Origin of the sequence: Lysobacter sp. CA199, from assembly GCF_052078715.1 — a bacterium.
In the GTDB taxonomy this organism is placed as follows: domain Bacteria; phylum Pseudomonadota; class Gammaproteobacteria; order Xanthomonadales; family Xanthomonadaceae; genus Lysobacter.
This window is the reverse complement of sequence record NZ_JBQJIL010000001.1, coordinates 544,680-569,126: the sequence shown is the minus strand read 5'-3', so window position 1 is coordinate 569,126 and position 24,447 is coordinate 544,680. Positions and strand designations below refer to the sequence as shown.

Sequence of the window (24,447 nt, the reverse complement as noted above, 5' to 3'; positions counted from 1 at the left end):
AGATGAAGTTCGCCGCGATCCGGGCCAAGAGCGTCGGGGCTGAAGCCCCTCCCACAAAAAACCTCGCGGCCCATCGCCGTCAACGATCACTTGCCATTGAGGCTGTACCGCCCAGGACCGATCAACGCGATCGCAACGGCGGTGCCCAGGAACAGCGCCTGCAGTTCGATCGCCCAGCCGCCTTGCTCGTTGAGTTGGCCGAGCTGGCCCAGATGCACCAGCCCGATCGCCACCAGCATGTTGCCGGCGATCAGCACCGCGCCGATCCGCGCATGCCAGCCCAGGATCAACAACAACGGCGCCAGTACCTCGCCGATCAGCACGCCGTAGCCCAGAAAACCCGGCAGGCCGTGCGATTGCACCAGGCCGACGATGCCGTCGGTGCCGCCGCGCAGCTTGGACACGCCGTGCAGCAGAATCAGCGCGCCCAGTGTCAGGCGCAGCAGCAGCTTGCCCAGGTCCTGGTACTTGTCGGCGGTCATGGCGGGTCCTGCGATGAGGGGCGAAGCGCGCAGCATAGAACCCGGCCCCGCCCAGACTTCGTGAAGCCGCCGCGACCACGCATGCCCGGCCCGGCGTTCGACGCGGCGGACGCGCTGGGCGCCCGCCGCGTCGCCGGGCGCTTCAACGCAGCGCGCGCAGCGTCACCGTCAAGGTGTCCGGATCGCCCGAACGCGCCGCGCCGCTGAAGTCCTGGCCGCCGGTCGGCGAGACGTCGTCGTAGGGGAAGGCGTAGCCGCGATTGTCCGGCAGCCGTTCGTGCACCAGCCGCGCATAGTGGTTGGTGCGCGGGTTGCGATAGAAGCGGCTGGCGACTTCGCCGTTGGGCTGGTTGGCGTTGTCGAGCAAGGTGGTGCGGTTCAAGGCCGCGGCCAGACGCGGAATGATCGCCTTGCGCACGTCGCTGGCGCCGGCCAGGCTGAAAGGGCCGCTGTCGCAGCTCAGCACATCGGCGGTGCTGGGCTTGGCGAAGGTTTCGCCGTTGTTGAACCGCAACAGGCCGCCGCTGACCCGCGCGGTGAGGACGCCGAAGTGCGACTGCGTGTCGACGGTCAAGGTGCTCGACGCGTACTTGTTCCAGACCGAGTCGACGTAGCCGGTCAGGTAGTTCTGGAAGCGGCTGGCCTGGTAGTGCGCGCTCATCGCGCGCAGATTGCGCCCGTCGCTGCCGCGTTGGACCAGCGAATCCCAGGCCGAGCCTTCCTGCGCGGCTTGTTGTTGCAAGGCATAGGCGATGGGATCGAGCGACCCGGCCGGCAGCCCGGGAATGGTTTCGACCCGGCCCGACAACGAGCGCAGCGACAGTCCCAGGGGCGCGGCGACGAAATCGACGTAGCTGATGTTGGAGAACAGCTCGTACTCGTTGAAGGTGAATTCGGCGAAGGTCCAGTTTTTCTGGAAATTGGTGTCGCTGGTGTTGAGGAAGCTGGGATGGACGATGGCCGGCCCGGGATTGACGTAGAAATTAAGCTTGCTGCCGGTGACCACGTAGATGCGCGCGCCGTACATGCGCGGCACCGAAACGCGGGTGGTCGAGCCCTGTGGGCCGAGCGGAATCGCGCAGTCCGCGCCCAGCGGCGTGACCGGCGCGGACGGCGAAGGCGGGTAATAGCTGCTGCCGTCGGCGCGCACGAACAAGGGCCGGTCGTTGAACAGGCCGACTACATAGGCATAGGCGGTGTTCTGCCCCGAGGCGTTGACCAGGGCCAGATTGAACCGCGCCGGGGTGGCGGCCGACGCGTTGCGCGATACCAGCGGACCGGCGATGCCGGCGGCGAGCGCGGCCGCGCCGGCGCCAAGGAAACTACGGCGAGTGACCATCGTTGAGACTCCTGAGCTGGGCAAGCGATGGCTTTCCGTCAGGGCTCAGACCCGATGGGCCTGGCGGCAGCATGCCGCGACAGGGCCTTGCAGAAGGCGGCGAGCTTGCGTGGGTGGGCGTGACCGCCCGCGACACGATCGCCCGCGCGCCTGCGCTCACGGTCCGCACCTTGTCCTATGACTGACAGCGCTGTCAGTGATCGCGAGCGCAGATCGGACAGTGTGCTCGATGCTGCGGTGCGGCGCGAAATCGTCGCCGACACGCTGAATTCGAAGTCTGAACGAGCCTGCGCCGAGGCCAAGACCTTTACCGCATCTGCCGGTTCGCGCGCGTTTCCATAACCCGGCCCAACGCGCATGACGGATGTGGGTTCCGGTGTCGCGCCGACATCGGCGATCATCCTCGCGTCGGTCCGCGCACCCGAAATCCGCGCGGACCTTACCACGATCCAGCGCCGGCGCAGCCGGCCGCGGATCGATCGCACACAGGAACGCGCCACGCGGCGCGAGGGGCAGGACGAATCACCGATGCGACATGCAGCCAGACACACCGCACGACCGTTTTCGCGTTACCGGCGCATCGCTACGTCGCTGGCCCTGCTGCTGTTCGCGGCGCCATGGGCGGCGTCGGCGCAGAACGCCGCGCCGCGCGCCGGCGCCAATCTCGACGTATTGCATTACAGCGCGCGGATCGAACCGGACATCGCCGCCAAGACCGTGCGCGGCCAGGTGTCGATCCGTCTGGCGTTGCGCGGCGAGAACGCGCAACAGCTGGAATTCGACGCCGGCGATCTGGAGATCGACCGGGTCAGCGAGAACGGCCAGGTGCTGAGCTTCGAAAAGACCGAACAGCGATTGCGCATCCGCCTGCCCAAGCCCGGCGCGTTCGGCGAGCGCCGCGAGATCGATATCGCGTATCACGGCGCGCCGCGCTACGGCCTGGAATTCCATCCCGAGCGCGGCGAGGTCTATACGATCTTCTCCACCAGCCAGTGGCTGGTATGCATCGACGCGCCGTCGGAGCGGGCGACGCTGGATCTGACGGTGACCGTGCCCAGCGGTTCGAAAGCGATCGGCAACGGCCGTCTGGTGTCCAAGTCTGCGCTCGGCGGGCGCCGCGATTCGTTCCGCTGGCGCCAGGACGTAGCCATGCCCAGCTACGTCTACGGCTTCGCCGCAGGCCGCTACAACGAGGCCGGCGGCACCGGCGAGAACGGCGCACTGCGCTTTCTCTCGGCCGATTTGAACAGCGCGCAACTGCGCCGCGTGTTCGCCGACAGCGCCGACATGATGCGTTTCTTCGGCCGCCGCGCCGGCATCCGTTACCGCGGCGATTACATCCAGGCGCTGGTGGCCAAGACCGTCGGCCAGGAGCTCGACGGCTTTTCGCTGTTGTCGGAAGCCTATGGCCGCGAGGTGTTGGATAAACCCGAGAGCGAATCGCTGATCGCCCACGAACTGGCCCACCAGTGGTGGGGCAATATGGTCACCTGCCGCGACTGGGGCCATTTCTGGCTCAACGAAGGTTTCGCCAATTTCATGGCCGCCGCCTACATGCAGCATCGTTTCGGCGATGCGGCGTATCGCGAGCGGGTGGAGGCGTGGAAGCGCCGGCTCGACAAACTGCGCGAGACCGGCAAGGACCACGCGCTGGTGTATGCGGTGTGGAACAAGCCCAGCGCGGACGATCGCGCCGTGGTCTATCAGAAGGGCGCCTACGTGCTGCATCTGCTGCGCGAGGAACTGGGCGAGCGCGCGTTCTGGCGCGGCATCCGCGCCTACACCCGCGCCTACTACGGCCACTCGGTGGTGACCGCGGATTTCCGCAAGGCGATGGAGCGGTCCAGCGGCCGCGATCTGTCGGCGTTCTTCGCGCACTGGGTGGAATCGGCCGAGCCCGCGCCGGCCAAGCCGGCCGAAGCGGCGCCGGCGAAAGTCGAGGCGTCTGCTCGATAAACCGGCCTCAAGCCGCAATCGATCAGGCGCAGCGCGAGCTCCGCCTCGGTAAGGCCCTCCTGGCGCCGATGGCGATGACTCCCTTCGCCTCCCAGCGCCTCCTCCTTTGAAAAAGGGGGCAGGGGGATTTGCTCCCGCTCCGGACGCTCCGCCGCCTCGGCCGAATCGGCGGCAACGCGCCCGCACCCGCCGCGGTGGCCATCCGCCCAAGCGCGGCGGACCTCACGCTTCCTTTCACATTTCCGGTTGGCCCACTGTGCACGAACGGCTGTCTTGGCTTTAGGCTAGGCGATCGCCCCGTCAGACTCGCAAGGACCAGCCACTATGACCCAGCCCCGCCTCGCCCCCCGCCATGCCCGCCCGCATTGCGCCGACCCGCTTCGAACCGGCGTGCTTCGAACTGGTGTGCTTCGAACTGGTGTGCTTCGAACTGGTGTGCTTCGAACTGGTGTGCTTCGAACTGGTGTGTTCCGCGCGGTCCATTGCGCGCTCTGGCTCGGCGGCAGCCTGTTCGCCGGCAGCGCGCTGGCTCAGGACGCTCAGCAGGACGCGGCAGCCGCGCCGGCGAGCGAGGCGCGGACGCTGGAGACGGTCTCGGTGCTGGGCTCGCGGCGCAGTCAGCGCTCCTCCGACACCACCTCGATCTCGCCGGTCGACGTGCTGCCGATGGCCAAGGCGGCCGAGGAAGGCGGTCAGTTCGATCTCGCCCAGTCGCTGCAATACACCGCGCCCTCGTTCAATTCGACCCGCCAGAGCGGCGCCGACGGCGCCGATCTGATCGACTCGGCCGCGCTGCGCGGCCTGGGTTCGGACCAGACCCTGGTGCTGGTCAACGGCAAGCGCCACCACACCACCGCGCTGCTCAACCTGTTCGGCGCGCGCAACCGCGGCAATACCGGCACCGACCTCAACACCATCCCGCTGATGGCGATCGACAGCGTCGAGATCCTGCGCGACGGCGCCGCCGCGCAGTACGGTTCCGACGCCATCGCCGGCGTGATGAATATTTCGCTGAAGAAGCGCAAGGGCTGCGAAGCGGTCGCCGGCTACGGCCAGTACTCCAAGGGCGACGGCGAGAACTGGCTGGGCACCGCGTACTGCGGCTTCGGCCTGGGCAGCGACGGCAGCATCGGCATCACCGGCGAGTGGCAGGACCGCGGCCGTTCCGACCGTTCCGAACCGGCCAACAATCCGCGCATCATCGGCGACTCCAAGGTCCGCAACAAAACCCTGTTCGTCAACGGCGACAAGCCGCTGGGCGAAAACCTGGACCTGTATTTCACCCTGGGCGTGCAGAAGCGCGATGCGTCCTCGGCCGCGTTCGGCCGCGACGGTGTGGGCTCCGGCGACATCCCCTCGCGCAATTCCGCGGCGATGTATCCCAACGGCTTCGTGCCGTTCATCGATGCCGAGATCGACGACCGCTTCGGCATCCTCGGCCTGCGCTGGGCGATGGGCGATTGGAACGCCGATCTGTCCTACACCCACGGCTACAGCAAGATGCGCTATGAGATCAACAACACGCTCAACGCATCGATCGCCAACCTGGACCTGTTGAACGGCGGCCGCGGCATCAGCCCGACCCGCTTCGACGCAGGCGGTTTCTCGTTCGAACAAAACACGGTCAACTTCGACGTCAACCGTTTCTACGATCAGGTGTTCAACGGCCTCAACGTGGCCTTCGGTCTGGAACGCCGCGACGAGAAGTACAAGATCTTCGCCGGCGAGCCGGGTTCCTACCTGGATTACGACGGCCTGGCCGAAGGCACCGGCAATGCCGGCAGCCAGGGCTTCCCGGGATTCCGTCCCAGCGACGCCGGCAGCCACAGCCGCGACAACTGGGCCGCCTACGCCGACGTCGAAGCCGACTTCACCGACCGCTTTACCGCCGGCGTGGCCGTGCGTTACGAGGACTACAGCGACTTCGGCACCACGACCACCGGCAAGCTCGCCGCCGGCTTCCGCGCCACCGACACGCTGCTGCTGCGCGCTTCGGCCAGCACCGGCTTCCGTGCGCCATCGCTGCAGCAGAAGTATTTCTCATCGACCATCACCGACTTCGTCAACGGCATTCCGACCGACGTGGTGATCGCGCCCGACGGCGGCAACCTGGCGCTGGCCGCCGGCCTGCCGGCGCTGACCAAGGAAGAATCGCGCAACTTCACCCTCGGCCTGACCTGGTCGCCGACCGCCGACACGTCGCTGACCTTGGACGCGTACCGCATCGACATCGACGACCGCATCGTCCTCAGCGGCCGTTTCGACGACACCGATCCGGTGATCGGCCCGGCATTGCAGGCGCTCGCGGTGGGTCAGGCGCAGTTCTTCGTCAACTCGGTCGATACCCGCACCGAAGGCGTGGACTTCACCTTCAACAACGAACGCGAGCTGGGCAACGACTTCAAGCTCGGCACCTTCTTCGCCCTCAACCTCAACCGCACCAAGGTCCGGGCGATCCACGCGCCGCTGGCGATGGCCGGCCGCGAAGATGTGCTGTTGTCGGAGAAGGAGCGCTTGTTCATCGAACAGGGCGCTCCCAAGTCCAAGGCCGTGCTCGGCTTCGATTTGAGCCGCGGCGCCTGGGAAGGCAATCTGAAGGTGATCTACTTCGGTCCGCAGACCCTGGGCACCTACTCCGGCACCGCCAACGGCGTGCCCAACGCGCATTACAAGGCCAAGACCTCGGCCGATCTGAGCGTGACCTACGCCTTCAGCGAAAACACCAAGCTCACCGTCGGCGGCACCAACCTCTTCGATGTCACCCCGACCCGTCAGGACGATCTGGAAACCGACAACGGCCACATCTTCGACAGCGTGCAGTTCGGCTTGAACGGCGCGGCGTACTTCGTGCGCTTGTGGCATAAGTTCTGATCGGGCGCATCGAGCGCAATATCCAGTCGTGGCGAGGGCCGTCCGGATCGGGCGGCCCTCCGCGTTTGCGACGCGCGCGAGGCTAAGATGGCGTCATGAGCGAAGACTTCATGGCCCATCTGCGCGATCTGGCGTCGGACTTCGGCGCGCTCAGTGCGCGGCGGATGTTCGGCGGGAGCGGGGTGTATCACGACGGCCTGATGATCGGCCTGATCGAGGACGAGGTCTTGTACCTCAAGACCGACGACCTGACCCGCGCGCGGTTCGCCGCCGCGGGCAGCGCGGCGTTCGTGTACACGCGGCAGCGCAAGCCGATCGAGTTGAGTTACTGGTCGGTGCCGGAGTCGGCGATGGATTCGCCGCAGGAGATGCGACCTTGGTTGGCGCTGGCGTTCGAGGCGGCGCTGCGCAAGGCGAATGCCGCGCCGGCGAAAGCCGGATCTGCGAAAACCGGGTCTGCGAAAGTCGGAGCCGTTAAGTCCGCGACAGCGAAGTCCAAGCGAAGACCCGATCGTCGGTGACGGCGGTCTGCGTCGCCGCGGCGAGGCCGCGCGGGCCGGTGGTGCGGCGTGTCGGGGCTTAAGCCCCTCCCACGGAGACCTCGGTGCTGCGAGAGCGTTTGCGGAAAAAGATCCCGGTTTCAGCGACCCCTCCCATAAAAACTCGCCCCTGTTTGAGCCTTTTCAACAAGAGACTTTGAGTCTTTCCAGCTAAGGCCGTTTAGTCTTTCCAGCTAGAGGCTCTCGCATGCCGAGAGCGCTCCATCAAAGCCCCGGATGCTGCGAGGTCTCCGTGGGAGGGAGCTTCAGCCCCGACCGCGAACCCGCGCCAACGACGCAGGCGTCAAGCAGTGCGCCAAGCCCGCGCGCCGACTCACCGCTTCTCCAACGCCAACAACCAATCCAGAAACGCCTGCGCCGCCGGACGCAGCCGGCGGTGCGCGGGATAGATGGCGTAATACCCCCAACGCGCCGGCATCGACGGCCCGGGCAGGCGGACCAACTGGCCCGAGTCGAGATAGGGCACCACGATCTGCTCGCGCGCCAACGCCACGCCGATGCCTTGCACGGCGGCCATCATCGCGTCGGTGGTGTTGCTGAAGATGTAACGCTCCTCGAGCTTGCGTCCGTGCACGTCGGCGGCGCGGAACCAGTCGTGCCAGCCTTGCCTGGCCTGATCGGCGATCAAGGGCATCTCGGCGATCTGCGCCGGCGTCTTCAGCGCGTCCAGGCCGGGCAGGTGCGGCGAGGCGACCGGAAACAACGCATCGTCCATCAGATGGTGCGCGGTCAGCCCCGGCCAGTGGCCGGCGCCGTGGCGGATGCCGATATCGGGGCCGCTGTCGTCGAAGCGGGTCAGGGCGATCTCGGTGTCGACGCGCAACTGGATCTGCGGATGAGCGCGAGTGAACTGGCCCAGGCGCGGCAGCAGCCAGGTGTAGGCCAGCGAATGCAGGGTGGTGATGCGGACCCGGTCGCGCTCTTCGCGGGCCAGACGCAGGCTGCGCAGCACTCCGTCCATATCGGCCAGCGCGGTGCCGGCGGCATCGGCGAGTTGGCGGCCCTGATCGGTCAGCGCCACCCCGCGTGCATGGCGCTGGAACAGGCTCAGGCCGAGACGGCTTTCGAGCTTGCGCACGTGGTGGCTGATCGCGCTCGCGGTCAGGTGCAGCTCTTCGGCGGCATGGGCGAAATTCTGATGCCGCGCGGCGGCTTCGAACGCCGCCAGGGCCGGCAACCAGTCAGCTCTGAGGGCCATATCGAGCCTTGAGTAAAATTTGTGGCTAGGTTCGAAAGTATGCGCTTGTCTGGGTTTGGCGGCCAGTCAGAATAGCGGTCAGGGAAAAGCCAGATTGTCGCCAAGGTCGACGCAGGCGCCGTTCGCGGGCCTGGCCAGGGCGGGGCGAAGCGGTTGCACGCGGTGCGTGCGGCGGCGCCGCGATGGCCGTCGCAGGCTGGTGAAACGACACTCGATCCGGATAGTCCCGTCGCCGCGCTCGCGGCATGCTGCACCCAGATTCGCAAGCCGGCGCCCCCACGCTCCGGTTCCGCCACCGTCGCTTCGCGAGGTCACAATGAGTACGTCGGAAACGCTTCGCTTGCCTGCCGAGCCGCAATCCAAGACCACGCCGTCCACGGACGCGACGACGGTCCAGTCCTGGCGCACGCCGCTGGAGCTGACCATCCTCGGCGCGATCTGGGGTTCCTCGTTCTTGTTCATGCGCGTGGCGGCGAAAGATTTCGGCGCGGTGCCGCTGGTCGAGATGCGCCTGGGCCTGGGCGCGCTGATCCTGCTGCCGTTCCTGTGGAAAGCGCGCGAATCGTTCAAGGGCGCGATCTGGGCCAAGTTGGCGCTGATCGGCCTGATCAATTCGGCGATTCCCTTCATCCTGTTCGCCTGGGCCGCGCGGCGCGCGCCGGCCGGCATCGGCGCGATCACCAACTCGATGGCGGTGCTGTTCACTGCGCTGGTCGGGTTCTTGTTCTTCGGCGAAAAGATCGGCACCCGGCGCGCGATCGCCTTGCTGGCCGGTTTCGCCGGCGTGGTCGTGCTGGCCAGCGGCAAGACCGCGGGCGCGAGCATCGGTTGGGCGGTGGCGGCCGGTTGTGCGGCCGCGTTCTTGTACGGCATCGGCGCCAACCTGGTGCGGAGCCAGCTCACCGGCCTGCCGGCCGCCGCGGTGGCCGCGGCGACCTTGGGCACGTCGGCGCTGTTGATCGCGCCGTTCGCGATCGCGCAATGGCCCGACCATGCGATCCAGGCCAAGTCGTGGTTCTCCGCGTCGATGCTCGGCGTGGTCTGCACCGGCATCGCCTTCGTCATGTATTACCGGTTGATCCAGCGCATCGGCGCCGGCCGCGCGGTTGCGGTGACCTATCTGGTGCCGCTGTTCGGCGTGGCGTGGGGCTGGATGCTGCTGGGCGAGCCGTTGACGCTGAGCATGTTGATCGCCGCGGCGATGATCCTGGGCAGCGTCGCGTTGAGTCAGAAGGCGGCGAAGTAGGCGCGACGTCCGGCCTCCTGAATCTTCTCCCAGCCGTCATCCCCGCGAAGGCGGGGAGCCACAGATTTCAGAGCCATGCATCGGTGCAGCCTTGTATCCCTGCCTTCGCGGGGATGACGAGCAGAGCAGCCCGCGAGGCCAGGCGCAGTTGCCGCGCCCGCATGTCCGCGAACTCATACATCCCGTATTTCATCAGCACTCCGCGGAGATTTCCCTTGTCCACGACCCAACACCGAGTCCAGTTCGATTTCGAAATCGAGTTCAGCAACGGCGGCGGCCTGCAAGGCCAGGGTTTCCGCCTGGATATCGACGGCGAAGACATCGCCGATGCCGAGTTGATCGACTACATCGTGCGAGATCTGCGCCTGCTGATGGTCGGCCCGGCGCGCATCCTCAACAAGCGCATCATCGTCGAGGCGCACAAGCGCAAGGTCGGCGAACTCGAAAGCGGGCGGGTGCGCTATGTCGATCTGAGCCACACCATCGAAGACGGGTTGGTGACCTATCCCGGCATGCCGCCGGCGCATATCTGCGATTACCTCAGTCGCGAGGCTTCGCGCGAGATCTATGCCGAAGGCACGCAATTCCAGATCGGACGCATCGACATGGTCGCCAACACCGGCACCTACATCGATTGCCCTTCGCACCGCTATGCCGACGGCAAGGATCTGTCGCAGATCGGGCCGGAGGATTGCGCCGATCTCGACGCCATCGTGGTGCGGGTCGCGCCGGACGTGCGCGCGATCGACGACGGCCACTTCCGCGATCTGGAAGTGCGCGGCCGCGCGGTGCTGGTGCATACCGGCTGGGACGCGCATTTCGCCACGCCCGCTTACGGCGTGGATCACCCGTTCCTGACCGAATCGGCGGCGCAGTGGTTGCGCGATTGCGCAGTGAAGCTGGTCGGCATCGATTCGGTGAACATCGACGACACCCGCGGCAAGAGCCGCCCGGTGCATTCGACCTTGCTCGGCGCGGGCATTCTGATCGTCGAGCATCTGCGCAATCTGGCCGCGCTGCCCGACGAGGGTTTTCGTTTCAGCGCGGTGCCGCCGAAGGTCAAGGGCATGGGGACTTTCCCGGTGCGGGCGTTGGCCACGATCGTCGGGTGAGGGTTGGGGGCGGCGTTTTGAGTTGGAGGGTGTGTCGGGGTTGGTCGAAGAGCGTCGGGGCTGAAGCCCCTCCCACAAAAGACCTCGCAACTTCGCGATTCGTCCTCAAAGCGGAGACCTCGCTGCGACGAAGTCTTTTGTGGGAGGTTCAGCCCCGACGCTTCGGCATCGATCCCAACAGGATCGTTCTGTCTATCGACGACGTGCGATCGCGTTGCCCTTACCCCAACCCCTCTCCCGTTGCACGGGAGAGGGGCTTAATCACTGCAAATACGCCTGCAACGCCGCGATCGCCATGCGCACCTTGGCCGGTTGCGCATCGCGCTGCGCGGTCACCGCGAACACGCCCAGCGGCGGCATCGTCCAGTCCGGCAACACCGTCACCGCGCGGCCGTCGGCCAGCAGCGGCGCCGCGTCGGGGTCTGGCAGACGCACGATGCCCAGGCCCTGCAGCATCATTTGCCGAAGCGTGCGCGAGTTGTTGCTGACGATGCGGCCGCTGACCCGCACCCGCCGCGCGGGCTCGCCGTCGCGATACAGATCCACGTACTCGGGCTGATTGATCACGCTGAGAATCAGCATCGGATGCTGCGCCAGTTCCTCCGGCGTGCGCGGCAGGCCGTGCTCGCGCGCGTATTCGGGCGAGGCCAGCAGCCGATACGGCCACTCGGCCATGCGCCGTGCGATCAGATTGGAATCGAGCAGCCGGCCGACCCGGATCGCCAGATCGATGCGTTCGGCGATCAGATCGATCTGGCGGTCCTCGGCGAACACACGCAGCGACAGTTCCGGATATGCGCGCAACAGCGGCGCCAGCGCTCCCGCCAGATGAGGCGCGAAACCTACCGGCACGGCGATGCGCAACTCGCCGCGCGGCTCCTCGCGCAGCTCGCCCAGACGGCCGTCGGCGTTGCGCGCGGCATGCAGCATCGCCGCGCAGTCCTCGTAATAGTCCTGGCCGATCTGGGTGGTGGCGAGCTTGCGGGTGGAGCGGTGCAGCAGCACCACGCCGGTTTCGGCCTCCAACTGGCGCAGTTGCTGGCTGACCGCGGAGGGGGTCATGTCCAGTTCGCGGGCGGCGGCGCTCATCGAGCCCAGTTCGACCACGCGGGCGAACACCGCCATGCGCTTGAGGCGATCTATCGTGAAGTCCAGCTTCATGGTCATAGCCTAATTTGGCGGATTATCGCCCGGCCTGTAAGTGAGCAGAATATATCTCGTCCTCACTCACTGGAACTGCCCCATGAACATCGTTCTGATCGGCGCCACCGGCTACGTCGGCCGCGCCGTACTCGAAGAAGCCCTCAACCGCGGCCATCGCGTGACCGCCGTGGCCCGCAACCCCGCCGCATTGCCCGAGCATGCCGGCCTGACTCCCAAGGCCGCGGTCCTGGACGGCCGCGATCCGACGCAGGTCGCCGATCTGGTACGCGGCAGCCAGGCGGTGATCGCGTCGTTCAATGCCGGCGGGTGGAAGAACCCGAATCTTCAAGCCGAGACCGTGGCCGGCTACGCGCAGATCGTCGCAGGCCTCAAGCAGGCCGCCGGTCCGCGCCTGTTGGTGGTCGGCGGCGCCGGCAGCCTGGAAGTCGCGCCGGGCCAGCAACTGCTGGATCAGCCCGGTTTCCCCGACGAGTACCGCGGCGGGGCCGAAGCCATGCGCAGCGTGCTGGACAGCTTGCGCGAGGAGCGGGAACTGGATTGGAGCTTCTTCTCCCCCGCCGCGCATCTGATTCCGGGCCAGCGCACCGGTCGCTTCCGTATCGGCGGCGAGCAATTGCTGGTCGACGAGAGCGGCGAGAGCAAGATCTCGGTGCAGGACTACGCGGTGGCGCTGATCGACGAGGTGGAACAGCCGGCGCATTCGCGGGCGCGGTTTACCGCGGCGTATTGAGGGCGCTTGCGCCGCCCCTGCAGCCGAGGTCGCAATTGCAATCAGGAGCGAGTCGTCTTCCCGGTGCCGGTTGGTTGCGTTTCCCGCTGTAGGAGCTGCGCGAGCTGCGACGAACCGAAGCGACGTACGCCATCGTGGCAACCAAGCCCGGAACCTCCGAGCGTTGAAAGCGGATGGCCGGCGAAGATCATCGCTTCGGTGGGTTGCGTGGTATTCGGTGTCTTTGGTTGTCGCGGCTTGCGCCGCTCCTACAGTCGGAATCGGAAAAGCGTCGCCTCCAGGTCGACGAAGGGCTGCGTTTCCCGCTGTAGGAGCTGCGCGAGCTGCGACGAACCAAAGCGACGTACCTCAGCGCGGCAACCGAAGCCCGGAACCTTCGAGTGCTGAAAGCGGATGGCCGGCGAAGATTATCGCCTCGGTGGGTTGCGTGGTATTCGGTGTCTTCGGTTGTCGCGGCTTGCGCCGCTCCTACAGTCGGAATCAGAAGAGCGTCGTCTCCAAGTCACCGGAGGGTTGCGTTTCCTGCTGTAGGAGCTGCGCGAGCTGCGACGAACCGAAGCGACGTACCTCAGCGCGGCAACCGAAGCCCGGAACCTTCGAGTGCTGAAAGCGGATGGCCGGCGAAGATCATCGCTTCGGTGGATTGCGTGGTATTCGGTGTCTTCGGTTGTCGCGGCTTGCGCCGCTCCTACAGTCGGAATCGGGGAGGCATCACCGATGAGATTCCGGGCGACTACGAACAACAACCGCTCAACCCACGGCCGCAACCAATTCCTCGCGTTGCTTCGCATCCAGCATCGCGCCGACGCCGGCCTTCAGGTTGTCGGTCTGGTTCTTCGGCTTGGATGTGGCCGGAATCACCACCGTCACCGCCGGTTCGCTGAGTACGAATTTCAGGAACAGCTGCGCCCACGAATCGGCGTCGACTTCGGCGGCCCAGGCCGGCAGGGGTTTGCCTTTGACTTGCGCGAACAGCCGTCCGTCTTCGAACGCGCGGTTGATCATCACCGCGATGCCCAGTTCGCGCGCGAGCGGAAAGATCGAGCGCTCCGCGCCGCGCGAGATCACCGAGTAGTTGATCTGCACGAAGTCGGGCTTGAGCGCGCGCATGTCCTGGGCCAGTTGTTCCTGGGCTTCCTCACGGTAATGCGTCAGGCCGACCAGCCGCACCTTGCCTTGTTGCTTGAGTTCGCGCGCCAGCGCCAATTGGGTGCGGGTATCGCGCAGGTTGTGCACCTGCAGCAGATCGATGCGTTCGGTGCGCAGGCGCCTGAGCGATCGTTCGAACTGCGACAGACCTTCTTCGCGGCCGTCGACCCCCGACAGCTTGGTCGCCAGAAACAGTTTCTCGCGCAGCTTGGCCGCGGCGACCAGTTCGCCGAGCACGTCTTCGGCGCTGGAGTAAGTGGGCGCGGTGTCGACCACGGTCGCGCCGGCATCGACGAAGCGCTTGAGCACCTCGCGCAAGGGCTCGCGCGCGGCCGCGTCGTCGCCGATTTCGAAATTGCCGGACGTGCCCAGGCCTATGATCGGGATCGATTCGCCGGTCGCTGGAATTTTGCGCTTGAGCAAGGTGCCGGAGAACGGTTTGTCTGCCCTGGCGCTGTCGGATGCGCCAGGCGCGGCGGCGGACGCGGGTTCGCGGCTGCAGGCGCTCAGCGGCGCGAGGGCGAAACCGGCGGCGACGACGGCGCCGGAACTGAGGAAATCGCGACGACTGGCCATGAGCGTGCTCGCTGCGGGATCGCGGTGGTTGACGAAGTTTGCCGGAAAAGCCTCGCTCATCTTTGCGCTGGGCTCAAGTGCGCCGATCGGCGGGGGCTGCGACGGCGCTTTCGCGTGCGTCGATCAACGCGTGCCGAGCTTCTGCAGCAGCCGCATCGACGCGGCCGGATTGCGCTCCTTGGCCGCGCTGATGAAATACACGAACACCTCGCGCGGCGTCGCCGGCGGTAACGGCTCGCCGGCATGCGGCAGTTCGGGATTGTCCTCGCCGCGCGCCCAGGCCCGCGCGCGCCGCGCCCAGGCGTCCAACTCGACTTCGGGATAACCTGTCGCCACGTTGGCGCGCGCGCGCATCAAGCGTGCATAGACGAAATCGCCGGTGATGTCGGCCATCGACGGGTACTCGTCGGAGTCGGTGAACACCGTGGCGATGCGCCGTTCGCGCGCCAGGCGCAGATAGGCCGGATCGAGAAAGCTCGAATGCCGCACTTCCAGCACATGCTTGAGCGGCCGGCCGTCGAGCGTGCGCGGCAGCGCGTCGAGAAACGGCGCCAGATCGTCCGGATCGAAGCGCCGGCTCGGCGCCAGTTGCCACAGGATCGGTCCGAGACGTTCGCCGAATTCACCCAGGCCGCCGTCGATGAAGGCCTTGGCGCCCGAGTTCGCCTTGGCCAGCGCGCCGGCCTGGGTAATGCGCCCGGGCGCCTTGAGCGAGAACATGAAATGCTCGGGCGTGTCGGCGGCCCATTTGGCGTAAGTGGCCGGTTTTTGCGCGCTGTAGAAAGTGCCGTTGATCTCGATGCTGCTGAGCTGATGGCTGGCGTATTCCAGCTCGCGCCGCTGCACCAGGCCCTTTGGATAGAAGTTGTCGCGCCACGGCACGAAGGTCCAGCCGCCGATGCCGCTGCGGATGCCGTCGACGGGTTTCACTCCGGCGTTGCCGGCCAGCGGATCGGCCGGCGCGGGCGCGGCCGGCGCGAACAGATCGCCGCCGTCGGCGGAGGGCGCTTCGGATTTGCTGGGTTTGCGGTTCATAAGTTCCAGGGGTTGTAAGTGCCGAACCACCAAAGCCGGCCGTCGATGTCGCGGCAGGTATAGGCGCGTCCGCCGAAGTCCTGATCGGCGATCTCGACCACGATCTGCGCGCCGGCCGCGCGGGCGCGGGCGTAGTGCTCATCGGCATCGCTGACGACGACCGAGCAGGCCTGAGTTTCGCGCCCGCCGATCTCATCGGGTTGGACGATGCGCTTGGACCATTCGCCTTCGGTGCTCGGATCGACCGAACCGAGCATGATCATGCCCGGTCCATAGGTCAGCTGGGCGTGGTGGACGATGTTGCCGTCCTGATACACGGCGTGTTTGTCGAAGCCGAACGCGCGGCACAGCCATTCGATCGCGGCGGGCGCATCGCGGTAGCGCAGGGACGGGATGATGGTGCTTCCGGCAATGGGATCCATGAGACGGCTCCTGTGACGGCGGGCGGAGTGAGATTCTCGATGAGCGGTGACACTCGACGAGCGGTGACACTCGTCAGACGACGAGCATAGCGCGGCGGCGTTATTCTCGCGTCTTCAACGGGACGGGAGCATGCGCATGACCACTTACACCGGCGGCTGCCATTGCGGCAAGGTCGCTTATCGGGTCGAAGGCGAGATCGATCAGGCGATCGACTGCAATTGTTCGATGTGTCAGCGCCGTGGCGGCCTGCTGTGGTTCGTGCCGCGCGCCGCATTCACCCTCACGGCCGATCCGGCCGACGTGGGCATGTACCACTTCAACAAGAATTCGATCGATCACCATTTCTGCAAGCACTGCGGCATCGCGTCCTTCAGTCAGGGCACGATGCCCGACGGCACGCCGATGACGGCGATCAACGTGCGTTGCCTGGATGGCGTCGATCTGAAGTCGGTCAAGGTGATCCCGGTGGACGGGCGTTCGTTCTGAGCGGCGTCGAAGGTTCCCGCGCATGAGCTATGAGCCACCACCGTTCCTGCTGCCCGAGGTCAAACTCTGCGGCGACTGGCGTTTGATCGACGTTCCCGCCTGGCAGACGGGCGCATCGCTGCAGTTGCACGGGCAGGCCGGGGCCGACGGCTTTTTCTTCAACGCTTATCGCGGCGTGGATGAAGCAACGGTGCGCGAGGTGCTGAGCGCGCAGCGACCGGCCGTCGTCGGCATCTCTGACCGGTCTGCCGGCCAGCGTGAGCAAGCTGGACTTGGCGCATTGCTACAAGCTGACGTCGATCGACGCGATCGACGCGATCGACGCTTGTTCCTTGCAATGGCTGCAGTTGAGCCATTGCAAGCGCGTGGCTTCGGTCGAAGCGATCGGCGCGCAGTCTGCGCTCACCCATCTGATGCTGGCCGATCTGCGCGCGATCGCCGGCATCGGTTTCCTGGCCAAGCTGCCCGCGCTGGAATCCTTCATCTATCCCGGCACCCGGGTGATCGATGGCGATCTGTCGCTCTTGGCCGGTCTGGGGTATGTGCATCCGCGGCCGAAAGCCGCGTCCTGAGCGTCGCGCGGGCAGCGCGCCGCCTCGTCCGCGAACAGGGGCCGACTTCAGGGCCGATGCTGGACGAAGCGCTCGCGCCCGCGCTCGGTCAACACCGCCACGCTGCTGTCGCCATGCGCTTCCACGCGGACCCAGCCGGGCCCGGGGTGTTCGCCGATGGTTTCCTCGCCGATCCAGGCCAGCTCGCGCAACAGCACGCTCATGCGCACGCCCAGGCGTTTGCACAGGCGCGGTAGCGACACGCCGCCGGCTTCGCCGGCGAGCATCGCCAGCAACGGCTCAGTCAACTCGGACAAGGCCGATGTCCTTCGCCGATTGCAGGTGCTGGGCCGGTTGCGGCTGGTGCGGGTGCACGATCACCGGAATCGACTTGGAGGTTGGCGTGCGCGCCTCGTCGGCGAAGCTCGACAGCGGCACCAGCGCGTTGGTTTCCGGGTAGTAGGCGGCCAGGCAGCCGCGCGGGATGTTGTACTCGACCAACAAGAATCGCTTGACGACGCGCTTGACTCCGTCGTCGCACAAGCTTTCCAGATCCACCCAGTCGCCGGCCTTCATCTGCAGCTCGGCGATGTCCTCGGCATTGATGAACAACACCCGCCGCTCGCCGAACACGCCGCGGTAGCGATCGTTCATGCCGTAGATGGTGGTGTTGTACTGGTCGTGCGAGCGCGTGGTCGCCAGGGTGAACACCGGTTGTTTGTGGCGCGCGCGGGCGCGGTGCACCGGCAGGTCGGTCGGCACGGCGTGGGCCTTGAACAAGGCTTTGCCTTCGCGATTGAGCCAGCGCCGCTCGCCGGCGGCGTTGGTCAGGTGGAAACCGCCGGGCACGCGCACGCGCTGGTTGAAATCGTAGAAATCGTCGAACACCTCGGCGATCTTTTCGCGGATGCGGTCGTAGTCGCCGATCAGCCACAGCCACGGCACCTTGCTGCGTGCGCCCAGAGTCGCGTGCGCCAGGCGCGCGACGATCGCCGGTTCCGACAACAGCATCGGATCGGCCGGCGCGTTGATGCCGGCCGACAGGTGCACCATGCTCATCGAGTCCTCGACCGTGACGCCTTGCGGCCCGGCCTCCTGGATATCGATTTCGGTGCGGCCCAGGCAAGGTAGGATGTAGGCGTCGCGCCCGTGCACCAGGTGGCTGCGATTGAGCTTGGTGGTGACGTGAACGGTGAGATCGCAGCGGCGCAGCGCGCGATGGGTGGCTTCGGTGTCCGGCGTGGCGGTGGCGAAATTGCCGCCCAGCCCGAAGAAGGTCTTGCAGCGGCCGTCGAGCATGGCCTGGATGGCGCCGACGGTGTCGTGGCCGTGCTCGCGCGGCGGTTCGAAGCCGAACACATCGCGCAGGCGGTCCAGGAACGCCGGTGTCGGCTTCTCGTAGATGCCCATGGTGCGATCGCCCTGCACGTTGCTGTGTCCGCGCACCGGGCAGGGGCCGGCGCCGGGGCGGCCGATGTTGCCGCGCAGCAGCATCAGGTTGACGATCATGTTGATCGTGGCCACCGAATGCTTGTGCTGGGTGATGCCCATGCCCCAGCAGCAGATCACGCTCTTGGCGTTGAGGTAGATGTCGCCGGCGCGCTCGATCTCGTCGCGCGACAAGCCTGACTCGGTAACGATCGTGTCCCACGACTCGGCCGCGACCTCGGCGGCGAAGTTCTCGAAGCCGCGGGTGTGTTCGGCGATAAAGGCAGTGTCGATCACCCGTTCGCGCCCTTCGCGCTGCGCCTGCGCGTCGGTTTCCAGCACGCGCTTGATCATGCCCTTGACCGCGGCCAGATCGCCGCCGATGCGCAACTGGAAATAATCCGAGGAGATCCGGGTCGAACCGTTGTGCAGCATCTCCAGCTTGTCTTGCGGGTCGGCGAATTTTTCCAGCCCGCGTTCGCGCAAGGGATTGAACGAGACGATCGCTGCGCCGCGCTTGGATGCCTGGCGCAGCTCGCCGAGCATGCGCGGATGGTTGGTGCCGGGGTTCTGGCCGAAGATGAAGATCGCCTCGGCCAGCTCGAAGTCGCGCAACTGCACCGTGCCCTTGCCGATGCCGATCTGCGCCTTCATCGCCGTGCCCGAAGGCTCATGGCACATGTTGGAGCAGTCGGGGAAGTTGTTGGTGCCGAACTCGCGCACGAACAACTGGTACAAGAACGCGGCCTCGTTGCTGCAGCGGCCGGAGGTGTAGAACAAGGCGTGATCGGGCGAGGCCAGTGCGTTGAGATGCGCGCCGATGCGGGTGAAGGCCTCGTCCCAACTGATCGGCAGATAACGGTCGCTGGCCGGATCCCAACGCAGCGGATGGGTCAGGCGGCCCTGGTTCTCCAGCCAATGATCGCTGTAGCGCGCCAGTTCGGCGACGGTGTGCTTGGCGAACAGTTCCGGCGTGGCGCGGTGCTTGGTCGCTTCGGCGGCGACGGCCTTGGCGCCGTTCTCGCAGAATTCGAAGGTGGAGGTGTGATCACGATCGGGCCAGGCGCAACCGGGGCAATCGAAGCCGTCGGGCTGGTTGGCCGAGAGCAGGGTGCGCGCGCCGTGCACCGGTACGTCCTGTTCCAGCAAATGCTTGGCCACGCTGCGCAATGCGCCCCAGCCGCCGGCGGGGCCGTCGTAAGGACGAATGGGGTTCTTGCTCATGAGTTCGATTCCGTCGAGTCGCGCTCCGCGCCGCCTGCGCGGTTGGGGGGCAGGGTGGATTCGGGCGCGCCCGGTTCGCCGATCTCGTTCTCCAGCAGGCGCTGGCCGTGGGTGTAGACGGCGTAGCCGTCGTCGCGTGCGAAGCCGATCAGGGTCAGGTGCGCGCTCTGGGCCAGAGCGATGGCCAGCGCGGTCGGCGCGGAGATCGCCGCCAGCAGCGGGATGCCGGCCTGGGCGGCCTTCATCGCCATCTCGTAACTGGCGCGGCTGGTGACCACGGCGAAGCCGCGCGCCGGATCGAAACCGGCCGCGCTCAGCGCGCCGATCAGCTTGTCCAGGGCGTTGTGCCGGCCGACGTCTTCGCGCACCAGCAGCACGCGTCCGCCGGCATCGGCCCAGCCGGCCGCGTGGGTGGCGCCGGTGAGCGCATTGAGCGGTTGGCGCAGGCGCAACTCGCGCAAGGCGCGTTGCAAGGCGCGCGCATGCAGCGGCGCGCTGTCGGCGACGCGCGGCGGCGGCCGCAATACCGCTTCGATGCTTTCGGTGCCGCACACGCCGCAGCCGCTGCGGCCTTGCAGATTGCGCCGGCGCTGTTCCAGCGCGGCGGCGCGTTCGGCGGGAACGGTCAGTTGCACGCTGACGCCTTCCAGCGAGGTCGAGATTTCCTCGACCCGCAGTTCCTCGGCGCGCGCCACGATGCCTTCGCTGAGCGAGAAGCCGAGCGCGAAGTCGGCCAGATCCTCGGGCGTGGCCATCATCACCGCGAACGGCGTGGCGTTGTAGATCAACGCGACCGGCACCTCGGCGGCGATCGCGTCCATGGCTTCGTGCACGCGCGTGCCGCGACGGCGGCGCACCTTGCGTTGCACTGCGCCGGCGCGGTCGGCGTCGGGTTCGGTGTCGGGCAGCGAGCGCGGAGTGTTCATATCGATCAGCGGGCCGGACGGCGGTGCCGCCGTCCGGCCGGTTGCCTCAGTGGAACAGCACGAAGGCCTTTTGCAAGGTCACCCACACGCCCCAGGCCAGCGGAATGCCGACCGCGGTCCAGGCCGCGAGCACCAGCGCCGGATTGCCGCCGTGGCCGATCAGGGCCATCTGCTCGGGCGTATACAGCGCTTGTCCGTTGCTGCCGGTCTTTTCGTGGGCGAGGGCTTTTTCGCGCGCCAGTTCTTCCGGCGTCATGAAATGCTTCTGCGCCACGGGGCGCACCATCAGATTGCACAGCAGGCCCAGCACCAGCATCCCGGCCAGGATATACATGGTGGTGTTGTAGACCTGCGAAGGCGGCAGGCCCAGGCTGAGCTGGTAGTCGCGCATGTAGTTGACCACCACCGGGCCGAGGATGCCGGCGGTGGCCCAGGCGGTGAGCAGGCGGCCGTGGATCGCGCCGACCATCTGGGTGCCGAACATGTCGGCCAGATAGGCCGGAATGGTCGCGAAGCCGCCGCCGTACATCGACAGGATCACGCAGAAGATCGCCACGAAGAACGCGATGCTGCCGGCCGAACCGGCCGACGGCGCGGCCGCGTACAGCGCGAAGCCGAGCACGAAGAACACCACGTAGGTCATCTTGCGGCCGATGTAATCCGAGGTCGACGCCCAGAAGAACCGCCCGCCGATGTTGAACAGGCTCAGCAAGCCGGTGAAACCGGCGGCGATGCTGGCGATCAGTCCGAGTTGGGTCGGATCGAGCGACTTGATGCCGCCGTCCACGCCGATCAGCTTGCCGCCGAACACTTCCTGCAGCATCGGCGAGGCCATGCCGATCACGCCGATGCCGGCCGAGACGTTGAGGCACAGCACGCCCCACAGCAGCCAGAACTGCGGAATGCCCCAGACCTTTTTCACGTGCACGTGCTGCTGGGTGATCATCGCGTTGGCGTTGGCCGGCGGCGGCGTCCAGCCGGCCGGCTTCCAGCCGGTGGGCGGGATGCGGTAGCCGAACGCGCCGGCCATCATGAAGACGAAGTACAGCACGGCCATGGTCAGGAAGGTTTCGTACACGCCGACCGAGGTGGGCGTGGCGAAGTGCTTCATCAGCTTGTCGGCGAGCGGACTGCCGATCAGCGCGCCGCCGCCGAAGCCCATGATCGCCATGCCGGTGGCCATGCCGCGGCGGTCGGGAAACCATTTGATCAGCGTCGACACCGGCGAGATGTAGCCCAGGCCCAGACCGATGCCGCCGATCACGCCCGAGCCCAGCCACAGCATCCAGATCTGATGGGTCTTTACCCCGATCGCCGAGATCACCAGCCCGCCGCACCAGCACACCGCCGAGACCACGCCGGCCTTGCGCGGACCGGCGCGTTCCAGCCAGCCGCCCCAGATCGCCGCCGAGCAACCCAGCAGGACGAAGAACAAGGTGTACATCCAGCCCAGCTCGCTGACTTTCCAATCGCAGCCGGTGGCGAATACCCGGGCGAGGAAGCCCATGTCTTTCGCGCATTCCAGCGGTTGGTCGATGCCGATGGCTTTCGACAGCGGCAGCCAGAACACGCTGAAGCCGTAGGCCATGCCGATACACAGATGGATCGCCAACGCGGCGGGAGGCACCAGCCAGCGGTTGAACCCGGGTTTGGCGACGATCCGTTCCTTTGCCAGCAACCCGTCTGCTGCGTGTTGCGGTGCTGCGACCACTACGCTTTCACTGGACATGCCTGAACCCCTCCGATAGTGCGGCTTGCGGTTGTACTCAAATATGTACTTCAGGACATAAAGGGGGGTTAGTCCGGAAGCGCCAGCGAGGCTAACCCAGCTGGGAAGTGACGTATATCACCGGGTAGTCTAATAATCGGCTATGTGCAGCCTATTTAATGTGCCATCCCTCGCTGGCCGCCGCCCAGGCAGAGCCGCGCGGGGCAATGCGCGGACCGCTGTTGCGTGGATCGCAGAAGGCCGCCGGCTGGGCGTGGCCGGCGCTGGGTGTGGATGCGAACGCGGGACGCGCTCATGGCCGGTTACCGTCGGGCATCAGCAGTACCAGCGGCCGGCAGGCCCGGTCGCTGCAGCCCCAGCGCCGCAGCGTGTCGCCGCTGCGCCAGGTCGCGGTGGCCGCGGCGTTGATCTCGAACTCCCATTCGCGACCGGCGGCGAGCAAGCGGCCCTTGATCGAACACGGCAGCCAGTAGAACCGGTCGCCGGTCCCGTCGGGATACTCCTGGGCGTGGCGGAAATACCGTGCCGCCTGATCGGGCTTCAAGCTCCAGGCCTGGCAGGCTTGGGCGAGGCTGGCCTGGCGCGCGTCGGCGCCCGCGTCCATCTGTGCCGCGTCGATGCGCACGATGTGCGGCGCGCCGTCGCGCACGCGCGCGTCGGCGCAGCCGACCAGCGCCGACGCCATCGCGCAGGCGAACGGGGGCCAAGCCAGGCGGCGCGACAACGTGTGCGGGCGGAACGTCTTCATGGAGGAATCCTTGCCGTGGCCATGTCCACGCAGGTCGATCGCCGGCGCATGCGGGCGAGGACTCACATCGTGTTCGCGCTCAATCCTTATCCGTCGCGCGCGCGACGCCGTCAAGCGTGTGTGCGCCTCGTAAATTCAGTAGTGCGAACTCGGTTCGCGGATTGCCGCGAATCGATCCTCCCCGAATCGATTTTCCGCGAGCCTGCCGTTCTCGAACCAGCCGTCCGCGAGCCAGCTCGCCGCGAGCTGGCGTTCCGATGGCCGACCTCGTCCCGAATGCCGGAGCTGCGATGTTCAAAGTTCTGATCCAACCCAAGTGGACCCTGCATGCCGCCGACGGGCGGCCGTTGCCGCCCAAGCTGATCGATCTGTTGCTGGGCGTGCACGCGACCGGATCGCTGGCCGCGGCGTGCCGCGAACTGGACCTGTCCTATCGTTATGCCTGGGGCCTGCTGCAATCTTCGCGCTCGCTGTTCGGCGCGCCGCTGCTGCGCATGACCCGCGGCCGCGGCGCCAAGCTCACCCCGCTCGGCGAGCGGCTGGTGTGGGCCGACCAGCGCATCGCCGCGCGGCTGGCGCCGACCCTGGACAGTCTGGCCTCGGAAGTCGAGGTCGAACTCGGCCGGGTGCTCAGCGCGCAGGCTGCGCCGCCGCGCCTGCACGCGGCGCATGGATTCGCTGTGGAAACCTTGCGTCGCTTCCTCGACGAGGCCAGCACCTCGGTCGATCTGAAATACCGCAGCCCCGGCGAAGCGCTGGCCGCGTTGCGTTCGGGCGATTGCGACCTGGCCGGCGTGCACCTGCCGATCGGCGAGTTCGAAAGCGACATCCTGCAGCACTACGCCGACCGCATCGACCCGGTCGGCGACCGCGCGCTGCATCTGGCGACGCGGCGGATCGGCCTGATCGTCGCGCCGGGCAATCCCAAGCGCATCCGCAGTCTGGCCGATCTGATGCGCGAGGACGTGCGCTTCATCCATCGTCAGCCCGGTTCCGGCGCGCGCCTGTTGCTCGAACGCATGCTGGCCAAGCAGGGGCATTCGATCCGCAATATCCGCGGCTGCGGCATCGACGAACTCACCCATGCTGCGGTCGCGGCCTACGTCGCCAGCGGCATGGCCGACGCGGGCTTCGGCCTGGAAACGCCGGCGCGCCGCTACGGCCAGGAGTTTTTGCCGATCGCCTCGGAACATTATTTTTTCCTCGCCCGCGAACAGACGCTGGCGGCGCCGGGCTTGGCCGAGGTGCTGGCGATCCTGCGCAGCGAACGCTTCCGCCACGAACTGGGCCGGTTGCCCGGTTACGACGCCGACCGTTGCGGCACCGTGCAGGATATGTTCGAGGCGTTTCCTTCGGCGCATGCGGTGTTTGGTTGAGCGATTCGCTTGCAGCTGTGGATCCGACTGCAGGAGCGGCGTGAGCCGCGACAGACCGGAGAGGTGCAATGCCACGCGCTTCGCTGAAACGATGATCTTTGGTCGCTTTTAGTTTTCAGATATGGTTGGTTGCAGGCT

The 24,447-nt window shown here is 66.7% G+C and carries 23 protein-coding genes and 1 pseudogene; 10 read left to right on the top strand and 14 right to left on the bottom strand.

From position 1 onward, the window contains the following. Positions 1–2: 2 nt before the first annotated feature. Positions 3–62: pseudogene (locus ACTOWJ_RS02695) on the top strand (DUF6053 domain-containing protein); the annotation flags it as partial. A 24-nt stretch (positions 63–86) separates the two neighbouring features. On the opposite strand, the gene ACTOWJ_RS02690 reads toward ACTOWJ_RS02695, so the two are convergent. From ACTOWJ_RS02690 to ACTOWJ_RS02680, 3 genes are all read right to left on the bottom strand, one after another. After that, positions 87–482 carry a DoxX family protein gene (locus ACTOWJ_RS02690; RefSeq protein ID WP_441333027.1) on the bottom strand — a complete coding sequence of 132 codons (396 nt, stop codon included), beginning with the start codon at positions 480–482 and terminating at the stop codon, positions 87–89. A 142-nt stretch (positions 483–624) separates the two neighbouring features. Beyond that, positions 625–1,821: a glycoside hydrolase family 64 protein gene (locus ACTOWJ_RS02685; protein WP_441333026.1), complete on the bottom strand. Its 1,197-nt coding sequence runs from the start codon at positions 1,819–1,821 to the stop codon at positions 625–627. A gap of 38 nt (positions 1,822–1,859) precedes the next feature. Further along, a complete protein-coding gene (locus ACTOWJ_RS02680; RefSeq protein WP_441333025.1) occupies positions 1,860–2,222 on the bottom strand; it encodes a hypothetical protein in 363 nt (120 codons plus the stop codon). 127 nt (positions 2,223–2,349) lie between these two features. On the opposite strand from ACTOWJ_RS02680, the gene ACTOWJ_RS02675 reads away from it, so the two are divergent. From ACTOWJ_RS02675 to ACTOWJ_RS02665, 3 genes are all read left to right on the top strand, one after another. Continuing rightward, a complete protein-coding gene (locus ACTOWJ_RS02675) occupies positions 2,350–3,777 on the top strand; it encodes a M1 family metallopeptidase (protein WP_441333024.1) in 1,428 nt (475 codons plus the stop codon). 450 nt (positions 3,778–4,227) lie between these two features. After that, complete coding sequence (locus ACTOWJ_RS02670) at positions 4,228–6,648, top strand: TonB-dependent receptor plug domain-containing protein (RefSeq protein WP_441333023.1); 2,421 nt, start codon at positions 4,228–4,230, stop codon at positions 6,646–6,648. Between the two features lie 95 nt (positions 6,649–6,743). Beyond that, positions 6,744–7,169 carry a TfoX/Sxy family protein gene (locus ACTOWJ_RS02665; protein WP_441333022.1) on the top strand — a complete coding sequence of 142 codons (426 nt, stop codon included), beginning with the start codon at positions 6,744–6,746 and terminating at the stop codon, positions 7,167–7,169. Positions 7,170–7,521: 352 nt separating this feature from the next. Here ACTOWJ_RS02665 and ACTOWJ_RS02660 read toward each other — a convergent pair whose 3' ends face one another. Then, a complete protein-coding gene (locus tag ACTOWJ_RS02660; protein WP_441333021.1) occupies positions 7,522–8,406 on the bottom strand; it encodes a LysR substrate-binding domain-containing protein in 885 nt (294 codons plus the stop codon). 316 nt (positions 8,407–8,722) lie between these two features. Here ACTOWJ_RS02660 and ACTOWJ_RS02655 point away from each other — a divergent pair, with 316 nt between their 5' ends. Further along, entirely contained in the window at positions 8,723–9,652 is a 930-nt protein-coding gene (locus ACTOWJ_RS02655) for a DMT family transporter (protein ID WP_441333020.1), read from the top strand. Positions 9,653–9,719: 67 nt separating this feature from the next. On the opposite strand, the gene ACTOWJ_RS02650 is transcribed toward ACTOWJ_RS02655, so the two are convergent. Beyond that, entirely contained in the window at positions 9,720–9,845 is a 126-nt protein-coding gene (locus ACTOWJ_RS02650; protein WP_441333019.1) for a hypothetical protein, read from the bottom strand. Positions 9,846–9,867: 22 nt separating this feature from the next. Here ACTOWJ_RS02650 and ACTOWJ_RS02645 point away from each other — a divergent pair, with 22 nt between their 5' ends. Next, positions 9,868–10,764 carry a cyclase family protein gene (locus tag ACTOWJ_RS02645; RefSeq protein WP_441333018.1) on the top strand — a complete coding sequence of 299 codons (897 nt, stop codon included), beginning with the start codon at positions 9,868–9,870 and terminating at the stop codon, positions 10,762–10,764. A gap of 261 nt (positions 10,765–11,025) precedes the next feature. Here ACTOWJ_RS02645 and ACTOWJ_RS02640 read toward each other — a convergent pair whose 3' ends face one another. Then, the gene (locus tag ACTOWJ_RS02640; protein ID WP_441333017.1) at positions 11,026–11,925 is read right to left on the bottom strand and encodes a LysR family transcriptional regulator; all 900 of its coding nucleotides are present in this window, start codon (positions 11,923–11,925) and stop codon (positions 11,026–11,028) included. 82 nt (positions 11,926–12,007) lie between these two features. Here ACTOWJ_RS02640 and ACTOWJ_RS02635 point away from each other — a divergent pair, with 82 nt between their 5' ends. Then, positions 12,008–12,658, top strand: coding sequence for an NAD(P)-dependent oxidoreductase (locus ACTOWJ_RS02635; protein ID WP_441333016.1), 651 nt, complete (start codon positions 12,008–12,010; stop codon positions 12,656–12,658). Between the two features lie 750 nt (positions 12,659–13,408). On the opposite strand, the gene ACTOWJ_RS02630 is transcribed toward ACTOWJ_RS02635, so the two are convergent. The 3 genes from ACTOWJ_RS02630 to ACTOWJ_RS02620 all read right to left on the bottom strand — a co-directional run bounded on the left by ACTOWJ_RS02630 (position 13,409) and on the right by ACTOWJ_RS02620 (position 15,840). Beyond that, the gene (locus ACTOWJ_RS02630) at positions 13,409–14,383 is read right to left on the bottom strand and encodes an aldo/keto reductase (RefSeq protein WP_441333015.1); all 975 of its coding nucleotides are present in this window, start codon (positions 14,381–14,383) and stop codon (positions 13,409–13,411) included. 123 nt (positions 14,384–14,506) lie between these two features. Next, positions 14,507–15,418 carry a DUF72 domain-containing protein gene (locus tag ACTOWJ_RS02625; protein ID WP_441333014.1) on the bottom strand — a complete coding sequence of 304 codons (912 nt, stop codon included), beginning with the start codon at positions 15,416–15,418 and terminating at the stop codon, positions 14,507–14,509. Next, complete coding sequence (locus tag ACTOWJ_RS02620; RefSeq protein ID WP_441333013.1) at positions 15,415–15,840, bottom strand: VOC family protein; 426 nt, start codon at positions 15,838–15,840, stop codon at positions 15,415–15,417. The genes ACTOWJ_RS02625 and ACTOWJ_RS02620 overlap by 4 nt, the downstream gene beginning before the upstream one ends. A 136-nt stretch (positions 15,841–15,976) precedes the next feature. On the opposite strand from ACTOWJ_RS02620, the gene ACTOWJ_RS02615 reads away from it, so the two are divergent. Together ACTOWJ_RS02615 and ACTOWJ_RS02610 are read left to right on the top strand one after the other, a co-directional pair. After that, complete coding sequence (locus ACTOWJ_RS02615; protein ID WP_441333012.1) at positions 15,977–16,327, top strand: GFA family protein; 351 nt, start codon at positions 15,977–15,979, stop codon at positions 16,325–16,327. A gap of 257 nt (positions 16,328–16,584) precedes the next feature. Further along, the gene (locus ACTOWJ_RS02610; RefSeq protein WP_441333011.1) at positions 16,585–16,899 is read left to right on the top strand and encodes a hypothetical protein; all 315 of its coding nucleotides are present in this window, start codon (positions 16,585–16,587) and stop codon (positions 16,897–16,899) included. Between the two features lie 47 nt (positions 16,900–16,946). Here the strand turns inward: ACTOWJ_RS02610 and ACTOWJ_RS02605 are convergent, their stop codons facing one another. From ACTOWJ_RS02605 to ACTOWJ_RS02585, 5 genes are all read right to left on the bottom strand, one after another. Beyond that, on the bottom strand, positions 16,947–17,165 hold the full coding sequence (locus tag ACTOWJ_RS02605; protein ID WP_441333077.1) for a hypothetical protein: 219 nt from the start codon (positions 17,163–17,165) through the stop codon (positions 16,947–16,949). Between the two features lie 13 nt (positions 17,166–17,178). Continuing rightward, complete coding sequence (locus ACTOWJ_RS02600; protein ID WP_441333010.1) at positions 17,179–19,530, bottom strand: FdhF/YdeP family oxidoreductase; 2,352 nt, start codon at positions 19,528–19,530, stop codon at positions 17,179–17,181. Then, a complete protein-coding gene (fdhD, locus tag ACTOWJ_RS02595) occupies positions 19,527–20,456 on the bottom strand; it encodes a formate dehydrogenase accessory sulfurtransferase FdhD (RefSeq protein ID WP_441333009.1) in 930 nt (309 codons plus the stop codon). The genes ACTOWJ_RS02600 and fdhD overlap by 4 nt, the downstream gene beginning before the upstream one ends. A gap of 46 nt (positions 20,457–20,502) precedes the next feature. Continuing rightward, positions 20,503–22,185 carry an OFA family MFS transporter gene (locus ACTOWJ_RS02590; protein ID WP_441333008.1) on the bottom strand — a complete coding sequence of 561 codons (1,683 nt, stop codon included), beginning with the start codon at positions 22,183–22,185 and terminating at the stop codon, positions 20,503–20,505. Between the two features lie 292 nt (positions 22,186–22,477). After that, complete coding sequence (locus tag ACTOWJ_RS02585) at positions 22,478–22,933, bottom strand: hypothetical protein (RefSeq protein ID WP_441333007.1); 456 nt, start codon at positions 22,931–22,933, stop codon at positions 22,478–22,480. A gap of 290 nt (positions 22,934–23,223) precedes the next feature. Here ACTOWJ_RS02585 and ACTOWJ_RS02580 point away from each other — a divergent pair, with 290 nt between their 5' ends. Further along, positions 23,224–24,309, top strand: a complete 1,086-nt coding sequence (locus ACTOWJ_RS02580; RefSeq protein WP_441333006.1) for a substrate-binding domain-containing protein — start codon at positions 23,224–23,226, stop codon at positions 24,307–24,309. The last annotated feature ends 138 nt before the right edge of the window (positions 24,310–24,447 follow it).